Below are 19120 nucleotides of genomic sequence, written 5' to 3' on the forward strand. Positions count from 1 at the left end.
AAAGCCGTCTCCCCGGGAGACGGCTTTTTTATTGGCTATTTCTGTGGCATGAGTACCAAACGGATATAGTTGTCCCCATTCAGGAACCGCTGTGCAGCTGCTTTAGTGGATTCAACTGATACCGCATCAATACGTTTTTTATCGCCCAGCAACTGGTTGAGATCGTCCCCATACTTGAGCCGCGTAGTCAGGTAACTGAGCCAGTAACCGTTATTACGTAGGTTCAGTTCTGTCTGCCGCTGTTCTTCGGATTTGAACTTGGAAATATCATCCGCAGTTGCACCATTGGTTTTGATGTCCCTGACTTCTTCCATTGCAGCTGCAATCAGCTTTTCTACATTGGCTGTAGCACAGCTGAATGAAATGGTATAGTAATAATGTGAGTTCGGGAATTTGCTCACGCTGAGTCTAACTGAGGGGCTGTATACACCACTTTCTTTTTCCCTGAGTCTTTCCAGAATTTTGTTCTCCAATGCGGTACTTAATGCTTCGAGCTGGACGTTGTTCCCTGCAGTGTAATCATAGTCCCCATGAATATACAATTGTACACTGGCCTTATCTTCGAGCCCTTTGTAAACGGTTTTGCTAACCAGGCCCTTTGGAGGGTTAGCTCCGAGATCCACAAAGTTCTGTTTTTTACCAAGTGAAGGCAGGCTGGCTATATAGGTCTCTACCAGAGGTCTGATTGTTGCCAGGTCAAAATTGCCCACAAACACAAAAGTTTGTTCGCCAAGATCGGCGAAGCGTTCTTTGTAGAAAGCAAAAGCCTTATCAAGTGATACCTTATCCACATCAGCCAATGTATTTGGCATATTCCTTTTGTTATAGGAAGAAAGGACAGCCTGTACGGTATCTGCGAAAACACTTGCCGGATTGGCATTTTTATTCTCGAGAGTCACTTTGTAATCACTGATATATTTATTGTAGATCTCGCTGTCTTTTCTTGGGGAGTTAGCATAGGCATACACCATTTGGAATGCCGTTTCGATATCCTTAGGCGAAGAAGAACCGGAAAATCCCTGGTAGAGCTCATCGATGTAGGATTCTGCCCTGCCGGTATTACCTGCGAGCAACTTATTCAGCTGGGAGGGATTAAAATCTCCTACACCACTTTGCTGGATGATGCCGGAGAAGTCGGCCGACTGATAATCGTCCGGATTGGCCAGGGAAGTTCCGCCTCTGCCAAAAGAGCTGAAAGCGATCTGATCATTCTTAAAATCTGTAGGTTTAAGGATCACTTTGATTCCATTGCTCAGTGTCCACTCCGTAACGTCGATATCTGCATATTTCTTTTCTGCAGTTATTTTACCTGCGACAGGTTTGTTTGTGAGTAGTGGTTTATTAACTGCATCATCAACATAGGCTGTAATGTTTTTTCCGGCATTGTTAAATGCCGCCAGCAATGCTGTTTGTGTTGGGAGGTTAGCTTTCTCTTTTTCAGGAGCCTGTACGATCAGAATCTGATTTTCGGGTGTAAGCAAAGTTTTAGCAAGGATATTAACCTGGGACAGGGTAATAGCAGTCAGGCTTTTCTTTGTTTCGGCATAGCTAAAATCAATGGATCCCATTGGAGAACCAGTGAGGAAATTGTTGAGGTATTGCTGTACAAAGGAGGCAGATGCAGTTTTGTCTTTCTCCTTCAGTTTCTTTTCGTTACCCGCTTCAATGTTCCTTTTTACGACATCCAGTTCAGATTGTACAAAGCCAAATTTTACTACTCTTTCGGTTTCTGCAACGGCAGCAGTGATAGCACTCTCCAGATCTTTACCCGATTTCGCTGCCACCACCGTCTGAAACGCTTCCAGATTAGGAATAATTCCACCCTGGAAAGGTCCGTAAGCACTTTGGGCAAACAGGAACGGCGCATTTCCTTTTTGCAGGATTTCCTGGAAGCGGGCAGAGATCATTGCGTTGATCATGCTGTACATCAGACTCTTTTGCAGGTCGGCCGTAGTTTTTGTGACAGTGCCATGGTGTTTATAAATAGCCAGGGCGATATTGTACTGCTGTTCAGGGTCAGTAATGATTTTTACCAGTGGCTCCTTATTGTCGGGCAGGCTGTATTTAACCCTTTCCTTTTCTTTCAGCGGATTTTTGAGATCTGAGAAGTTTGCAATGATCAGCTTCTCAACTTCAGCGACATCAAAATCGCCCACGGCAATTACGGCTTGCAGGTCGGGCCTGTACCAGTCGGCATAAAAGTTTTTGATCTTATCGTGCGTAAACGTTTTTAGTAAGTCTGTCTTGCCGATAGGGATGCGGTTTGCATATCTGGAATCTTTGAGCAGTACCGGCAGGAGTTGTTTTGTCATCCTTTCCTGTGCATTTTTTCCGCGCTGACGATCTTCTTCGATAATCACACCACGTTCCCTGTCTATTTCTTCTCCAGCCATTGAAATGCGTCCGGCCCAATTGGAGAGGATTTTAAATCCTGTTCTAAACACCTCTGCACTGTCTGTAGGGATAGGCAGCTGATAAACGGTCTGGTCAAATCCTGTATAAGCATTGAGATCGGCACCAAAGCGTACTCCTGCTTTCTGCAAATAATTGATGATATCATTCTTCGGGAAATCCCGTGTTCCGTTGAAGGCCATATGCTCAGTAAAATGTGCCAGTCCCTGCTGGTCGTCATTTTCCATCAGAGAGCCGATACGGTTTGCGAGATAGAGCTCGGCCCTTTTTTTAGGTTCGGTATTTTTCCTGATGTAGTAGGTAAGACCGTTGGGCAGTTTTCCAATCTTAACTTCTGGGTCTGTAGGAATAGTTCTTCCTGCAGTTACCGGTGCAGACTGCTTAGGTTTGAGAGGCTTTTTTTGCGCTGATACTGGTGTACTGACTGCGAGGCATACGGCGATACCCAGTAAGGCAAAATTAGTTTTTTTAATCATGAGCTAGTTGATAGGTTGTTTGGTATAGATTTAATCGGGATGGTTTTGAAGGTTGGTAGCTGGTAAATATAAGAAGTACGATTGATCTGCTGTTTTTTTTATATTTTTGTAATAAAGAATTTATATATGGCAAGTTTTACATTCACTCCCGAAACGGCGCAACGCGTTAAGATCAAAGTTTTGAGAAAATACAGGGAGTTAGCTAAGGAGAATTTGAATTTTGCGCCTGGCAATGAAGATCAATTGGTAGATCAGTTGACGCAACTGCTAAAGAGGGATGTCAGATACGTGGAATTCACGATCAACAAGGCACTTGCCGACCCTGCCGGAAACAGGCTATAAAAATCGGTTTCATCCCCGTTTACTAATTGCATGCTCATGAATAAAAATAAGTTTGCACTGCTGATTGCAACTGTTGCAATAGCCTCTTTTACATGGTCTTTTAAGGAAGACCTTTTTCTGGTTTCCAAAAACCTGGATATTTTTGCATCACTTTACAAAGAGATCAGCATCAATTATGTAGATGAGACTGACCCGGCAGATCTGATGAAAAGCGGGATTGATGCTATGCTGGAGACACTAGATCCCTATACGGTCTATGTTCCCGAATCTGAGGTAGAAGATTTCAAACTTAAATATGTGAGTACGCAGTTCGGAGGAATAGGTGTATCCACGGTATTCATTGAGGGGAAACTCTTCGTGAATGAAGTTACCGAGGGTTATCCGGCCTTTAAACAAGGGATGCTGGCGGGCGACCAGATCATGAAGATCAATGGTACGGAAATCAAAGGTAAAGACCGTCTTCAGGTAAGTGCACTGTTACGCGGTCCAAGGGGCTCGGCCATTGACCTGCTGCTGCTGCGTGAAGGATCATTACTCCAGAAACAACTGGTCCGCGATGAGATCAGACAGCCTAATGTGACCTATTCTGGGATGTTAGGAGATGTGGCTTATATCCGCCTGGATAAATTCCTGGAGAACTCTGCCCAGGAAGTGCAGAATGCTGCAGTAGAATTAAACAAACTCCACCCTAGGGGAATGATCCTGGACCTGCGTTATAATGGGGGAGGGATCCTGCAGGAAGCTGTAAAAATTGTGAACCTTTTTGTGAACAAGGATATGCTTATCGTCACCCAAAAGGGGCGTAATCCTGAAAAGACCATCAACTACAAGACCAATGCCCTGCCATTTCTGCCGGATTTACCGTTAACAGTTCTGATCAACGGATCATCGGCTTCGGCTTCAGAAATTGTAGCCGGGGCACTGCAGGACCTGGACAGGGCGGTGATTGTTGGTCAGCGCAGTTATGGAAAAGGCTTGGTACAGCAAACATTTAATCTGCCTTATAACAGTCTTGTAAAAATTACTGTTGCTAAATACTTCACACCTTCAGGCAGGTGTATCCAGGCTATCGACTATTCGCAAAAAAGTGCCGCCGGTAAAAGTGGCAGGATAGCCGATTCACTGATTGCAAAATTCAATACCAGGACGGGCAGAAGTGTGTATGATGGAAATGGAATCTATCCTGATGTAGTGCTGGGTGCCAGTAAATTGAGTCCGGTGACAATATCTCTGATCAGCAAAAGCATGTTCTTTGACTTTGCAAACGCCTATAAGAAAAGTCATCCCGTGATTGCTCCGGCAGCAGAGTTTAAGTTAAGTGATGAGGATTATACGGCATTTACCAACTCACTCGAAGGGAAGGACTATGCTTATGTATCCAATACGGAGAAATTATTGAATGACCTGAGATCCGAAGCAGAGAAAGAACAAAAGCTACCGGAAGTGAAAGCGGACCTGGACGATTTAAAGGCAAAGATGCTGGTTGCTAGGAAAACAGATCTGATCACGCATAAACCGGAGATCAAAAGAATACTGGAAAGCCAGATCGTGAGCAGGTACTATTTTGAGAAAGGTAGAATAATGCAAGCATTCCAGTATGATAAAGAGCTGGAGGCAGCAAAATCAGTGCTGGCGAGCTCCACTAAAATGCTTGCAATATTAAAAGGTGAGGGTGCTTATAAAACTATCGGCGATCCTGCAAAAACGCTCACAGACGCCGATAATAATTAAGTTCCGTGTAATTTCACAACCAGGCCGTCCATATCATGGCTCAGCTGTAACTGGCAGGCGAGTCTGGAGTTTGGCAAAAGATCCGGTAAGGTATCCAGCATCGCATATTCATCGTCTGTCATCTCCTTTAACTTCTCTTCACCTTCCAAAACATCTACGCAGCAGGTGGCACAAAGGGCCATTCCGCCACAGGTTGCCAGGATATCATATTCACAGGCTTTGAGGTACTCCATCAGGCTTAAACCCATATCCACAGGCGCTTCCAGAGCTGTTAGACTACCATCTGGATTCTGAACGTGTACGGTAATATTATTTTCTTCCATTATTAAAATTCTGCTACTCCATTAACAGTTGTATATTTCATGGTGTATTTAACACCAGGGTTCATATACTGGTAAGCACTATGGCTCATCAATGCTGCCTCATGGAATCCACAAAGGATTAGTTTGAGTTTGTTTGTATAAGTGTTGATATCGCCGATAGCATAGATACCCGGGATATTTGTAGAATAATCATCAGTGTTTACTTCAATAGCGCTTTTGCTGATGTTCAGGTTCCAGGCTTCGATAGGTCCTAACTTAGGGCTCAATCCAAAAAGAGGGATCAGGTGGTCTGATTCTACATTGGTAACTTCAAGCGTTTTGTTATGAACGATCTCTACGCTTTCCAGTTTTCCTTCTCCTGAAACTGATTTAAGGTTGCTGTTCAGGATGAGGTTGATCTTTCCGCTTTCTGCAAGTTCCATCACTTTGTTTACTGAATCCGGTGCACCACGGAAGCTTTCGCTGCGGTGTACAAGCGTAAGCTCATCAACAACGTCTGCAAGGAATATCGTCCAGTCAAGGGCCGAGTCACCACCGCCGGCAATCACCATTTTCTGTCCTCTGTATTTCTCAGGATCAAGGATCATATAGTTTACACCGCGACCATTTTCAAATTGCTCCAATCCTTCAACTGCAGGTTTACGTGGCTCAAAGCAGCCCAATCCACCAGCAATTACCACGACTTTAGATTCGATGACAGTACCCATGTTGGTTGTAAGTACGAAATCTGCTTCTCCACGTTTTTCCAGACTCTCGATTCTTTCTCCAAGAGTAAATCCAGGATGAAAAGGTTTAGCTTGTTCCAGCAGGTTATCTACCAGTTCCTGAGCCAGAACACTTGGATAACCAGGGATATCATAAATAGGTTTCTTCGGATATATCTCAGACAGCTGACCGCCAATCTGGGGTAGATAATCAATTAAATGACAACGCATTTTCAATAAACCTGCTTCAAAAATAGCAAACAACCCTACGGGTCCGGCGCCTATAACGGCTATATCTGTAGAAATCATGTATTTAAATTTGACGCGAATTTACAAAAATAGTTTGTAATGGTTCTGAATTGTATAGAAATGGTTCAAATTTTAGTTAATTCTGACAATATATACCGACATAATAGTCTTTATGCCCCTCTTAAGCACTTTTGACATATTTGCTATGAAAGTCATTTTTGGGTACAATTGATCAAATGGTTGCCTATATTTGAGCTATTGATGACAAAGAACATATATTTTGCTTCGGATTTCCACCTGGGATCTCCAAATCATGAACAGAGCCGCATTCGTGAAGACCGTGTAGTACGATGGTTAAATGAGATAGAACCGACCTGCTCGGAATTATTTCTGATGGGGGATATCTTTGATTTCTGGTTTGAGTACAAGACAGTGATCCCTAAGGGATTTATCCGTTTGCAAGGAAAACTGGCAGCGATGTCGGATGCCGGTATCAAGCTTTATTTCTTCAAGGGCAACCATGACATGTGGGTTGAAGATTACTTTGTCAAGGAGATGGGTATGCAGATTGTCAGTGATGAACTGGTGATCCATCGTGGCGGAAAGAGTTTCTATCTGCATCATGGTGACGGGCTTGGACCCGGGGATGGCAATTACAGGATATTAAGAAAGATCTTCAGAAACCCTGTATGCCGATGGCTGTTTTCAATGCTGCCGCCAAGAATAGGACTTGGGATTGCAACCGGCTGGTCTGTGAAAAGCAGAAACGTGAATATTAAGGTTGAGGAGCCTTTTCTGGGAGAAAAGGAGGAATGGCTGGCTATACATTCAAAGGAGGTGTTGGCAAAGCAGCATTATGATTACTTTATATATGGTCACCGCCACCTGCCAATGATCATCGACCTCGGAGATCACAGCTTTTATTACAACACCGGAGACTGGTTTAACTATAATTCATATGTGGTTTTCGATGGGGAAGAGTTGAGCTTGAAGTACTTTGAAAAGAGTGACAGCTAAGCTATCCGTAAAAACAAATATAAAATTCTATTAAAAAGCTTATTTTTGTAATCCCATTTAATAACGGGTGCTTCGTTGTATTTTGATGCTATGCATATCCGTTATTAATTATGTTCAATAAACGATTATGTTAGAGAAATTAGAAGCCATAAAAATCCGCTGGGAAGATGTGGAAGAACAATTGAGTAATCCCGATACCATGCAGGACATGAAGCGGTTTGCTCAGTTAAATAGAGAATATAAAGACCTCACGAAGATTGTAGAAGTATACAAAGTCTATAAAAACGTGATGAGTAATATTGATGCCAACAAGGAAATCCTGGCCACTGAAAAGGATGCAGAGATGAGGGAAATGGCGAAAGAAGAACTTGATGGGCTGTTGGTACAGCAGGAAGAGATCGAAGAACGTGTTCGTCTGATGTTGATTCCAGTGGATCCTGAAGATGCCAAAAACGCAGTATTTGAGATCCGTGGTGGAACTGGTGGCGATGAAGCGGCCTTATTTGCCGGTGATTTATACAGGATGTACAGCCGTTTCTTTGAGCAGAAGCGTTGGAAAGTTGAAGTGGTAGATGTGACTGAAGGTACTGCCGGTGGTTACAAAGAGGTAATCATGAAGGTTTCAGGAGAAGATGTTTACGGACAGCTGAAGTATGAGTCTGGTGTACACCGCGTACAGCGCGTGCCTGACACAGAAACTCAGGGCCGCGTACATACTTCTGCAGCTTCTGTAGCAGTGTTGCCAGAGGCGGAAGAAATCGACTTCTACTTAAACCCCGCTGATATTGACCTGCAGACTTCCCGTTCAGGTGGTGCCGGTGGACAGAATGTAAACAAGGTAGAGACTAAAGTGCAGCTTACTCACAGGCCTACGGGACTGGTAGTGGTTTGTCAGCAGGAGCGTTCACAGCTTGGTAACCGGGAGATTGCTATGGAGATGCTGCGGAGTAAGCTTTATGATATAGAATTGCAGAAAAAGAATGGTGACATTGCTGCAAGACGTAAAACGATGGTTTCTACGGGAGACCGCTCTGCGAAGATCAGAACTTATAACTATCCTCAGGGAAGGGTTACAGATCACCGCATTGGTTTAACCCTTTATAACCTGAATGGAGTAATGGATGGGGGTGTTCAAGAGCTTATTGACGCGCTTCAGTTTGCTGAGAATGCAGAAAAAATGAAAGAGGGCTCTGTAGCATAAGGAGTTAGATTTTATTTCAAAAATAGTTGAAATATTAATTTTGTAATGTGATTATAGTTCCTATATTTGCATTCCCGAAAGGGAGAACGGACCGGTAGTTCAGCTGGTTAGAATGCCGCCCTGTCACGGCGGAGGTCGCGGGTTCGAGTCCCGTCCGGTCCGCAAAAAGCCTTTAATCTTATGATTAGAGGCTTTTTTATTTACCATCTATACTCATCACACATTTTTTCTTCACCATATCTGATTATTAATATTGATTTAAAGAACATATATTAGAATTAACTATTTGTTCTAACTTAGCGTCTTTACCTCATAAATTGATAATTGCAATATGAAGAATTGTGAAGTGTGTGCAGCCGGTCTATCAGAAATATTTACTGTAAAAGAAATGATGCTGGGTTTCCGGGATGAATTTGAATATGGAATTTGTCAAAGTTGCAGCACCATACAAATACTTGCCCTGCCTGACGCGATCACAGACTATTACCCGCCATATTATTATTCATTTACAGAGGTGATTCCAAAAATCAAACCTCTGCCTCTGATGAAAAGATTGGTTAATGATTTTAGAATCAAAAAGAGATACCGTAAAAATGAAAATGATCAGTTGAAATGGTTGAAGCCCCTTGGTGTAAGACCATCCCAGAAAATATTGGATATTGGCTGCGGAAATGGCAAGCTGATCTGTGAGTTGTTTAACATCGGTTTTCAGAAAGTTCAGGGGGTAGATAAATTTATCAGTAAAGACATTGATTATGGTCATGGTGTTAAAGTGTTCCAAAAGGATTTATCTGAGCTTAAAAAAGGGCATTATGATTTGCTGATGATGCATCATGTATTCGAGCATATGTCTGAGCCATTGGAAGAGCTAAAAAAGAGCCATGCGCTGCTGAAGAAGGACGGATACCTGATTGTCAGAATACCAGTGGTTGGAAAAGCCTGGGAGATATATCGTGACCAATGGATTCAGCTTGATGCGCCGCGGCACTTTTTTATCCATACAGAGGAAAGTATAGCAATATTGGCGGAACAATCTGGTTTCAGCATTACCGATGTGATTTATGATTCAAGTGGTTTTCAATTTTGGGGAAGTGAATTGTATAAACGTGATATTTCTTTTGTAGAGGCAGAAACGAAAGCATACAGAAGAGCAGTCGATTTTTTCTCAGAGGAAGTATTGGCAGAATATGAACATGAAGCCCGGCGCTTGAATGATAGTCATCAGGGAGATCAGGCAGTTTTTTATCTTAAGAAGATTTAAGGGGTGGTAAATACCCGAACTGAATAAGTTCTTCACGCTCTTTAATGACCTTTGTATTTCCTTTATCGAGCAAAACTACTGTTGATGAAATATCCAGGACATTCTCGTAACTGTGGTCGGTAATGATAAATCCTTTGTCAGTGGAGTGCTGTTTGATGATATCTTTCAGAATGTCAATTTGAATGGGTGAGATCCCATTAAAAGGTTCATCAAACAGGAGATAGGTGGCGTCAGAATGAACCAATAGCATTACTTCAACAATTCTCCTTTCTCCGCCGGAGAGCTGACTGATCTTTTTATCTAAAAAAGGTTTGATCAGATCGTCCCTGAGCATTATACCAGACTTGTCCTTATTGCAGAAACATGATACAGCCTTTTTGATGCTGAAGTGATCTGGAAGGAAGCTATCCTGTGGCAGGTAGTGTATAAGTTTCCTACCTGCAAATAGTGAGTTGATTTTAGTTCCCCCAATTGCTACGTACTTATTGTCACTCTGTAGCGAGCCGAAGATAATCTTTAATAAGGTAGACTTCCCGGAACCATTTCTTCCCAGCAAGCCTACAATTTGTCCGGGTTGGCAAGAGATGAATACATCGTTCAGAATTTGTCTGTTTCCTATAGCCTTTCTGATACTGTCTGCATGCAGTCCGCTCATATCGCCATTATTAAAAATCCGGTTAGGAAACTAACACCAATTGTGGTTGTCCATAACATCAATTTGCCAAGACCCAGATTGTAATAAAAATAGTATTCCCGGGGTTTACGGATCTCATAGGTAAAGTAGTGTATAGTGGGAAACAGAAGAATGAATGCAGTTCCGGTACCTATAAAAAGATAAGGGCGTGGCAGCAATAAAAATGAGAGAATAATAGATAACAGTAAAGGTGGAATGATAATTTTTTTATAAAATAAACATAAACCTGTTAATATCCGCATCTTGCTGTCCTTTGATGAGCTTCCAATATAGGGAATTATTAATCACGCAGGCACTGCTGAAGAAGATAAATCACCTATTTAGGGTATTTCGGCTTTACATATAAAACCATAAAATTGCATGCGCAAAGAGTAGGATATAACAATTAACTCTATAATTGTACAATTAGGGTGGAAAGACCTAATTTAGATTGCTCCAGTTTATACAAAAAACTCACATACAATAAATAATGAAAAAAGTAATTCTTGTTACAGGTGCTTCTTCCGGCATTGGCCGTGAAACTGCAAATGCCCTTCAGGCTGCTGGTCATACTGTCTACGGAGCAAGCAGGAGTGTTCATGCATTAAAAGATATTGCCTTTATTCCATTAAAAATGGATATTACGGATGATGAATCAGTAAAGTCGGGGATCGAAACCATTATTGCAGCAGAAGGCAGGATCGACGTATTGATCAATAATGCGGGCATTGTGCTGGCTGGTCCTTTGTATGACACTTCTGTTGAGTTTGCAAAAAAACAATTTGAAGTTAATTTCTTTGGTGTAGTATGTGTAAGTACTGCGGTATTGCCAGGCATGATTGAGCGGAAGAAGGGATTGGTGATTAATATAAGCTCTGTGGCTGGTTTATTTGGTCTGCCGTATGTTGGAACTTATGTCGCAGCTAAGTTTGCGCTTGAAGGATATTCTCAGTCGCTCCGTATGGAATTACAAAATACCGGAGTTGATGTCACGGTGGTCAATCCCGGCGATTTTAAAACAAATAATACCAGTAGCCGCGAAAAATTGCCCTTTTCATTGCCGCATGAAAAGCTAAAAAGGGAATACGATGCTGCGATTGAAATCGTGGAGAAGAATGAAGTCAATGGCGGAAATCCGGCCATAGTCGGAAAGCTGATTACGAAGATTGTTGGAAAATCTAAGCCTGCGCACCGGTATATGGTAGGTGCTTTTGATCAGACCAAATTACCGCTGATTGTAAAGGCACTATTGCCTAGTACAATGTTTTCCAAAATGATCAACGGATACTATAATATCAAGTAATTCTAACTTCATTAAATAAAAAAACCAGATTGCCTGAGCGATCTGGTTTTTTTTCAAATTTTCTGAGCTGTTATTTCAACAGTTCCTGCAGATCACGGTCAGCAGTAGGGATTTTTTTTAAGAAGTCATTAAATCCTGCGTTTTCCTGCGAACTGTACGTTCCATAAGCATCCATGATATACCCAATCTGTCCGTCTTTATCCTCCAGCAGATAAAGTACAGAGTTATCAGCAGGATCAGAATCCCCTTCAAAACGATAAGTTTTTATGATGGTCAGATCTTCAGGATTGTAAATTTTGTTGAGACCCACGCCTTGCATTTTACCATGGTCGGTCATCTTTATTTCGTTGTCGAAACCTTTTTGTCTCAGTTTTTCCAGAATCTGGCTAAGTGTGGTCATTTCTATTGGCTGTTCCATAATAAAGATTGTTTTCATTATAACAAAGGCTGTAGGAAATGGTTTCGTTTTTTTGTCTGTAAAACAAAAGGGCTGCATCAAATAAATGATACAGCCCTTATGATCAGATGATTTGAGATCACCTCTTTCTTTATAGAGAAAACGCCGTTTTCACAGCATCTACATGGTCTAATTTTTCCCAGGTAAACAATTCAACCTCAACTGAAGATTCTTCGCCATTGGAAGCTTTGAATACTTTGGTAACTACCTCATTGTTTTTTCCAAAGTGACCATAAGCTGCGGTTTCTGAATAAATAGGGTTACGCAGTTTTAAACGTGTTTCGATACCATAAGGCGTCATATCGAAGATTTTTTCCACTTCTTTAGCTATTGCACCATCAGTAAGAGTATTGCCGTCAGCATTCTTCACTTTAGCGGTTCCATAAGTGTTTACGTAGATTCCCATGGGTTGGGCAACACCTATAGCATATGAAACCTGTACAAGAACTTCGTCTGCAACACCTGCTGCAACAAGGTTCTTAGCGATGTGCCTGGTTGCATAAGCAGCAGAACGGTCAACTTTAGATGGGTCTTTACCAGAGAAGGCACCACCACCGTGGGCACCTTTACCACCGTAAGTATCAACGATGATCTTCCTACCTGTTAAACCAGTATCACCATGCGGGCCACCGATAACAAATTTGCCGGTCGGGTTGATGTGATATTTAATATCCTTATTAAATAAATGTGCAAACTGCGGATATTGACTGGATACACGTGGAATAAGGATGTTGATGATATCTTCCTTGATTTTCTTAAGCATTGCCTGTTCTTCATCAAAATCGTCATGTTGTGTAGACACTACAATTGAATCGATCCTTACAGGTTCGTTGTTGTCATTATATTCCAGCGTAACCTGAGATTTTGCATCAGGGCGTAAATACTTGATTTCGCTGTTTTCACGGCGGATAGCTGCCAGCTCAATAAGAATCTTATGAGCAAGATCGAGTGCTAAAGGCATGTAGTTCTCAGTTTCTATGGTGGCATAACCAAACATCATTCCCTGATCGCCCGCACCCTGCGTGGTTTTGTCAGCTTTATCAACACCTTGATTGATATCTGGAGACTGCTCATGAATAGCGGATAAAACACTGCAGGAATTACTGTCGAACATGTATTCACCTTTAGTATAACCAATTTTGCTGATTACTTCACGTGCAATTTTTTGTACGTCGAGATAAGCTTTAGATTTCACTTCACCAGCAAGAAATACCTGCCCCGTTGTAACTAAAGTTTCACATGCAACTTTGGATTCTGGATCAAATGCTAAGAAATTATCGATGAGTGCATCTGAAATTTGATCTGCTACTTTATCCGGATGGCCTTCAGAAACAGATTCTGATGTAAATAAGTACGACATTTTAAATAATTAATTTTATAATCAACAATTATATAAAATGGATAATGACCCTGCAAAAACAGGCAGTAAAAGGAAGTGTATGAATGGTTAGCACTTTTTTTTACGTGGTTGCAATCCCGTTATGTACACATAACATCGCAAATCAGTCCACCTTAGGATTGCAAAATTACTATATATATTCAATTTAGTCAAAAAATATCAATTATTTTGTACTCGAATTAATTCATTACCCATTGGCAAAGTCGAACATTCTATTTATTATCAATCCTATATCTGGCGGGAAAGATAAATTGAAGATACCAGCTATCATTGATGCAAACCTGGACCGCTCCAAGTTTAATCCAAACTATAGCTTCACAGAATATGTAGGACATGCTGCGGAAATCGCTGAAGAGGCTGCCAACAAAAATTTTGATGTAATCGTAGCTGTAGGTGGTGATGGTACCATCAACGAAATTGCAACAAAAGTGATGCAACAGCAAAAGACCCTGGGGATTATTCCTTTTGGATCCGGCAACGGGCTGGCAAGATTTCTTCAGATCCCGATGAATACAGCAAAATCGATCCAGGTGATCAATGGTCTAAATGTAGTAAAGATCGACACAGGAACTTTTAATGATAAGTTTTTCTTCAATATGGCGGGGATGGGATTTGATGCACATATCAGTTCTGTTTTTGTAGGTAATAAAAAGAGGGGGCTTTCCGGTTATTTAAAATTGGGTTTGAAAGAGATGTTGAATTACAAGCCTGAAACTTATCATTTGCTGATAGATGGCAAAGGATACACACGTACGGCATTTGTAGTTAGCGTAGCCAATTCATCACAGTATGGAAATAATGCCCATGTATCGCCCCAGGCTTCGGTAACCGATGGCCTGCTTGATGTATGTATCATTAAATCATTTCCGCTATATAAAATTCCTCTGCTGGCCTATCAAATGTTAAATGCAAGTACTGATCAGTCAGACATGGTGGAAATTATCAAAGGCAGGGAAATCCAGATCACAAGGGTAGAAGATGCTCCTATACATATTGACGGAGAACCATTTTTTATGGGCAGGGAAATAGCCGTTTCCATCGCTCCCCTTTCTCTAAATGTAATTGTACCGGCAGAGACAGCTGCCATTATCTGATAAAATATGAGCAACCCAAAGAAAAGATCACTCAGCGACCTTGGCGGAATCATGTATTCCACTGATCCCTCCTTCAATTATGAGCAGGAACAGGACGCTGCTGAAACTACGCCGGCGAATAATCAACAGGACCTCCGGGTAACACTTGACCGTAAGAACCGGGGTGGTAAAGCTGTTACGCTGATTACGGGATACCGTGGTATTGACGCGGATCTGGAAATACTGGCAAAAATGCTGAAGACTAAGTGTGGGGTAGGAGGGGCAGCCAAAGATGGAGAGATCATCATTCAGGGAGATTTCAGAGATAAGGTCATGCTCATCTTACAAAAAGAAGGATATAAAGCAAAAAAATCAGGTGGCTAATATAGCTGTTAATAATTTGATTTACAGATTATTAATTGTTAGTGTAAATGCTACAATATTAAAAATTTTCATTTGAAAGAATAAAATTTAAATAAATAACTCCTTAGCTTTGTCATACCAAATATTCTTGTTATGAACAAAGTTTTAATGCCCGGGCCAGACCTTTCATGGCTGAATCTGGGTAATGATCACGCATTGTATCAGCTCAGTGTGCCTGAACTGATCGAAGAAGCTGTCAGGAACGGTGAAGGTACACTTACATCGGCAGGCGCCCTGGCAGTAGATACAGGGAAGTTTACAGGGCGGTCTCCTAAAGACAGATTTATTGTTCTGGATGATATCACACGTGACACTGTTTGGTGGGGCGATATCAATATACGCTTCAGCCCTTCAGATTTTGACTCTTTGCTTAGCAAGGTGTGTTCCCATCTGAACCAGAATAAATTTTATGTAAGGGATGCCTTTGCCTGTGCTGATGAAACTTACAGAATAGGTATAAGGGTAATCACGGGTACTGCCTATCAGAATCTTTTTGCCTGCAATTTGTTTTTAAGACCAGAGGAATTGGAAACTACTCATCCGGAGTGGACAATTATTGCAGCCCCGGATTTCTTTGCAGATCCTTCAACCGATGGGACAAGACAGGCTAATTTTTCAATTCTGAATTTCTCCAGGAAGATTATCCTGATTGGCGGCACGGGGTATACCGGTGAAATTAAAAAAGGTATATTTTCTGTATTGAACTTTATTTTACCGGAGCAGCGGCATACCTTATCTATGCATTGTTCTGCTAATGTTGGAGCAAAAGGAGATACTGCAATCTTCTTCGGTCTTTCCGGGACAGGTAAAACAACCTTATCTGCAGATCCGCAGAGAAGCCTGATCGGTGATGATGAGCATGGCTGGGGAGAAAATAGTGTTTTTAATTTTGAAGGGGGATGTTATGCAAAGTGTGCTGATCTGACGGCGGAGAAAGAGCCGGAGATCCATGCCGCAATACGGTTTGGTGCCATGCTCGAGAATGTCAACTACTTTAGTGGCAGCAGGGAGGTAGATTATTCAAATATTGAAAAGACAGAAAATACAAGGGTAGCTTATCCGATACATTACATACATAATGCTGCTGTACCTTCCATAGCAGCAGTTCCCGGAAATATTTTCTTTCTTACCGCAGATGCATTCGGGGTATTACCTCCGCTTTCTAAATTAACACGCGGACAGGCGATGTTTCATTTTATATCTGGCTATACCGCTAAGGTGGCAGGGACCGAGGCAGGTATAACGGAACCACAGGTTACATTTTCGGCTTGTTTTGGGAAAGCGTTTCTGCCACTTCACCCTGCGAAATATGCGGCACTGCTGGGAGAAAAGATGGATAAACATCAGGTAAATGTGTGGCTGGTGAATACGGGATGGAGTGGCGGAGCTTACGGAGAAGGGCAACGCATGAAACTGAGCCATACCAGAGCACTGATTACTGCCGTGCTGGAAGGGGAATTAAAAGCAGCGAAATTCAAAGCGCATCCTGTTTTCGGGATATTAATGCCTGAAGCTTGTCCGGGAGTACCTTCAGAGATCTTAGACCCCAGAAATACCTGGAAAGATAAAAATAAATATGATCTTAAAACAAATGAACTGGCGAAAGCGTTTATTGAAAATTTTGGTCAGTTTGGGGAGCTGGCTACTGGGGAAATATGGGAATCAATCCCAAAAGTTGTGGAAAACACCGTTTAAATCATTTTTTTTAGGGAAAAATTTGCATTTCAATTTTTTTTTAGTTTTCATTGTGAAAGATTGTCTCCCAAACGAGGCAATCTTTTTTAATATACACTACTGCAAAGAGAATTTGGTCGCGATTAATCTATTTTAGCTGATAACGATAATTTAATTTGGAATTTAAATCAAAGTTATAAATTTGTTTATTGCAACATTTGATTCTATTCGTCGTTGTGTGTATTACAGAATAATAATCTACATTTAGAAAATTTAAAAAAACAAAGTACTAAAAACTCAAAAACTAAAAAAAAATGGCAAACGCACCAAAACCAACAACAGTTAAACAAGAAAGCTCTTCATCAGCTTCTAATCTATTCGCTACATTAGTTATCCCAATTTGTATTATTATCGGAATTCTCCTTTTCAAATTTGTTCTTGGAGATCCAAACAACTTCATTGACAACAACATTGAAAATCTTCCAAAAACTGGTAACTATGCAGGTATGGCTTACAAAGGTGGATTTATCGTTCCGATCCTAATGGGTATGCTTTTAATGGTAATCGTATTCTCTGTTGAGCGTTTCATCGTTATCGGAAAAGCAACAGGTACATCAGGTTTAGATGCTTTTGTTAAAAAAGTACAAGCGCTTTTAAATTCAAATAACATCGAAGCTGCAATTGCAGAATGCGATAAACAAAAAGGTTCAGTAGCCAACGTAATCAAATCTGGTTTGAAAAAATACCGTGAAATGGAAGTTGAAGCTAACATGGACACAGATCAGAAATGCTTAGCTATCCAGAAAGATATCGAAGAAGCAACTACATTAGAAATGCCAATGTTAGAGCAAAACTTAACAGTAATTGCAACATTAGTATCTGTAGGTACACTGATGGGACTATTGGGAACAGTAACAGGTATGATCAAGGCCTTCGGTGGTTTAGGTGCAGCTGGTTCACCAGATTCAGCAGCGTTAGCAACAGGTATCTCTGAAGCATTGATCAATACAGCAACAGGTATTGGTACTTCAACTTTAGCGATTATCATGTACAACATCCTGACTTCAAAAATTGATAAATTAACTTATGCAATTGATGAAGCTGGTTTTAGCATCATCCAAACTTATGCTTCTACGCATAAATAGAAAATAATGTTATTTTTTTTTACCGGCTTTATGGAAAACCGGAAGAATTAACATCATTATATAAAACATAAGTAATTTTAAAATTATGGCAAGAGCAAAAGTTGCAAGAAAAAGTACCTCGATCGATATGACCGCCATGTGCGACGTATCCTTCCTGTTACTTACTTACTTCATATTATCAGCAACTGCAAAAGAACCGGATCCATTGGATGTTAAGTTACCATCCTCTACATATAAGCTCAAAGTTCCGGAGAAGGATATTTCAATCTTAACAATCGGAACCGGCAAAGTATTTTTTGAGACTGCCGGTCCTGATGTCAGAGCTGCGACTCTGGATAAGATGGGAGAACAGTACAAAATCAGTTTTACGCCAGAAGAGCGAAAACGCTTTAGCGTAATCGGATCCTTTGGTGTCCCTATCCAGAACCTTAAAAAGTTTATTGCTATGGATGGCGGTGAAAGAAAGAAATCTGGTCTTGAAACAGGTATCCCGGCAGATTCAACAAACAATCAGCTGTCCGACTGGATTCTGAATGCACGTAAATCTGTTGCTGAGCTACACTCTGAAGGTATGCGTGTAAGTATCAAAGGTGACGCTGCTGAAGAATATAAAACGGTTAAAAAGATCGTTGATATCCTGCAGAAACAAAAAATTAATAAATTTAGTTTAATCACTACTGCTGAAGGCGGTAACTAACTAATACTAACATGGCAGAATTAGATACCTCCAGCGGGGGTGGCAAAAAAGGAGGCAAGGTCAGGAGTAAGAAAGCTTCTACGAGAGTAGATTTAACCGCAATGGTTGATTTAGCGTTCTTATTGATTACCTTCTTTATGTTGACCACCACGCTGAGTAAACCACAGGCGATGGATATCGCTAAGCCGGATAAAGATGAGAAGAACGAGCAGAAATTAGAATTAAGGGCATCGCAGACAATGACTATCTTATTGGGTAAAAACAATAAAGTAGCATGGTACATGGGAGAAGCAGGTAAAACAGCCCCTGAGATTCAGAGTTTCAGTCAGATCAGACAGACTATCCTGGATAATAAGAAAAAAGTAAAAGAAAGTACAGGTAAGGATATCGTAATGGTAATTAAACCTACTGAGGGTGCTAATTATAAAAACTTTGTTGATATCATGGACGAGTTGTTAATCACAGGCATTAAAACTGCTCCTGCGATTGATGATGAAAACATCCTTGATAATGAAAAAGCTTTCATGAAGCAACAGGGAATTTTATAATACTATTATTAA

18 protein-coding genes and 1 tRNA gene are annotated in these 19120 nt (G+C 41.1%); 13 read left to right on the forward strand and 6 right to left on the reverse strand.

Annotation, left to right across the window (positions count from 1 at the left end; genetic code table 11):
• Positions 1-35 precede the first annotated feature (35 nt).
• The gene (locus tag OQY15_RS21400; RefSeq protein ID WP_265794118.1) at positions 36-2888 is read right to left on the reverse strand and encodes a M16 family metallopeptidase; all 2853 of its coding nucleotides are present in this window, start codon (positions 2886-2888) and stop codon (positions 36-38) included.
• A 126-nt stretch (positions 2889-3014) separates the two neighbouring features.
• On the opposite strand from OQY15_RS21400, the gene OQY15_RS21405 reads away from it, so the two are divergent.
• Together OQY15_RS21405 and OQY15_RS21410 are read left to right on the forward strand one after the other, a co-directional pair.
• Positions 3015-3230: a hypothetical protein gene (locus tag OQY15_RS21405; protein ID WP_265794120.1), complete on the forward strand. Its 216-nt coding sequence runs from the start codon at positions 3015-3017 to the stop codon at positions 3228-3230.
• Positions 3231-3266: 36 nt separating this feature from the next.
• Positions 3267-4961 (forward strand): S41 family peptidase, encoded by a 1695-nt coding sequence (locus tag OQY15_RS21410; protein ID WP_265794123.1) that lies wholly within the window; start codon positions 3267-3269, stop codon positions 4959-4961.
• Here OQY15_RS21410 and OQY15_RS21415 read toward each other — a convergent pair.
• Both OQY15_RS21415 and OQY15_RS21420 read right to left on the reverse strand, forming a co-directional pair.
• Positions 4958-5284, reverse strand: a complete 327-nt coding sequence (locus OQY15_RS21415) for a 2Fe-2S iron-sulfur cluster-binding protein (protein ID WP_090560044.1) — start codon at positions 5282-5284, stop codon at positions 4958-4960. The two genes, OQY15_RS21410 and OQY15_RS21415, sit on opposite strands and share 4 nt — an antisense overlap.
• 2 nt (positions 5285-5286) lie before the next feature.
• Entirely contained in the window at positions 5287-6297 is a 1011-nt protein-coding gene (locus OQY15_RS21420; RefSeq protein WP_265794126.1) for an NAD(P)/FAD-dependent oxidoreductase, read from the reverse strand.
• Between the two features lie 201 nt (positions 6298-6498).
• Between OQY15_RS21420 and OQY15_RS21425 the strand changes: the two genes are divergently transcribed.
• The 4 genes from OQY15_RS21425 (at position 6499) to OQY15_RS21440 (ending at position 9716) form a co-directional block, all read left to right on the forward strand.
• Positions 6499-7254: a UDP-2,3-diacylglucosamine diphosphatase gene (locus OQY15_RS21425; RefSeq protein WP_265794127.1), complete on the forward strand. Its 756-nt coding sequence runs from the start codon at positions 6499-6501 to the stop codon at positions 7252-7254.
• 127 nt (positions 7255-7381) lie between these two features.
• Positions 7382-8455 carry a peptide chain release factor 1 gene (gene prfA, locus OQY15_RS21430; RefSeq protein WP_265794129.1) on the forward strand — a complete coding sequence of 358 codons (1074 nt, stop codon included), beginning with the start codon at positions 7382-7384 and terminating at the stop codon, positions 8453-8455.
• Between the two features lie 88 nt (positions 8456-8543).
• Positions 8544-8617: transfer RNA gene (locus OQY15_RS21435), tRNA-Asp, on the forward strand.
• A gap of 169 nt (positions 8618-8786) precedes the next feature.
• Positions 8787-9716 (forward strand): class I SAM-dependent methyltransferase, encoded by a 930-nt coding sequence (locus OQY15_RS21440; RefSeq protein ID WP_265794130.1) that lies wholly within the window; start codon positions 8787-8789, stop codon positions 9714-9716.
• Here OQY15_RS21440 and OQY15_RS21445 read toward each other — a convergent pair.
• On the reverse strand, positions 9703-10371 hold the full coding sequence (locus tag OQY15_RS21445; protein ID WP_265794133.1) for an ATP-binding cassette domain-containing protein: 669 nt from the start codon (positions 10369-10371) through the stop codon (positions 9703-9705). The two genes, OQY15_RS21440 and OQY15_RS21445, sit on opposite strands and share 14 nt — an antisense overlap.
• 508 nt (positions 10372-10879) lie before the next feature.
• On the opposite strand from OQY15_RS21445, the gene OQY15_RS21450 reads away from it, so the two are divergent.
• Complete coding sequence (locus OQY15_RS21450) at positions 10880-11692, forward strand: SDR family oxidoreductase (RefSeq protein ID WP_265794135.1); 813 nt, start codon at positions 10880-10882, stop codon at positions 11690-11692.
• 70 nt (positions 11693-11762) lie between these two features.
• Here OQY15_RS21450 and OQY15_RS21455 read toward each other — a convergent pair whose 3' ends face one another.
• Together OQY15_RS21455 and metK are read right to left on the reverse strand one after the other, a co-directional pair.
• Entirely contained in the window at positions 11763-12110 is a 348-nt protein-coding gene (locus tag OQY15_RS21455) for a hypothetical protein (protein ID WP_265794137.1), read from the reverse strand.
• A gap of 130 nt (positions 12111-12240) precedes the next feature.
• Positions 12241-13509 (reverse strand): methionine adenosyltransferase, encoded by a 1269-nt coding sequence (gene metK, locus OQY15_RS21460; RefSeq protein ID WP_265794139.1) that lies wholly within the window; start codon positions 13507-13509, stop codon positions 12241-12243.
• A 233-nt stretch (positions 13510-13742) separates the two neighbouring features.
• On the opposite strand from metK, the gene OQY15_RS21465 reads away from it, so the two are divergent.
• From OQY15_RS21465 to OQY15_RS21490, 6 genes are all read left to right on the forward strand, one after another.
• On the forward strand, positions 13743-14642 hold the full coding sequence (locus OQY15_RS21465; protein ID WP_265794142.1) for a YegS/Rv2252/BmrU family lipid kinase: 900 nt from the start codon (positions 13743-13745) through the stop codon (positions 14640-14642).
• Positions 14643-14648: 6 nt separating this feature from the next.
• Positions 14649-15005 (forward strand): translation initiation factor, encoded by a 357-nt coding sequence (locus OQY15_RS21470; protein ID WP_265794143.1) that lies wholly within the window; start codon positions 14649-14651, stop codon positions 15003-15005.
• Between the two features lie 132 nt (positions 15006-15137).
• A complete protein-coding gene (gene pckA, locus OQY15_RS21475) occupies positions 15138-16739 on the forward strand; it encodes a phosphoenolpyruvate carboxykinase (ATP) (protein ID WP_265794144.1) in 1602 nt (533 codons plus the stop codon).
• Positions 16740-17032: 293 nt separating this feature from the next.
• Entirely contained in the window at positions 17033-17863 is an 831-nt protein-coding gene (locus OQY15_RS21480) for a MotA/TolQ/ExbB proton channel family protein (protein ID WP_265794146.1), read from the forward strand.
• 85 nt (positions 17864-17948) lie between these two features.
• A complete protein-coding gene (locus OQY15_RS21485) occupies positions 17949-18560 on the forward strand; it encodes a biopolymer transporter ExbD (protein WP_265794147.1) in 612 nt (203 codons plus the stop codon).
• An 11-nt stretch (positions 18561-18571) separates the two neighbouring features.
• Positions 18572-19108 (forward strand): biopolymer transporter ExbD, encoded by a 537-nt coding sequence (locus OQY15_RS21490; RefSeq protein ID WP_265794148.1) that lies wholly within the window; start codon positions 18572-18574, stop codon positions 19106-19108.
• Positions 19109-19120 lie beyond the last annotated feature (12 nt).

It is taken from the genome of Pedobacter sp. MC2016-15, assembly GCF_026239695.1.
Taxonomy (GTDB): Bacteria; Bacteroidota; Bacteroidia; order Sphingobacteriales; family Sphingobacteriaceae; genus Pedobacter.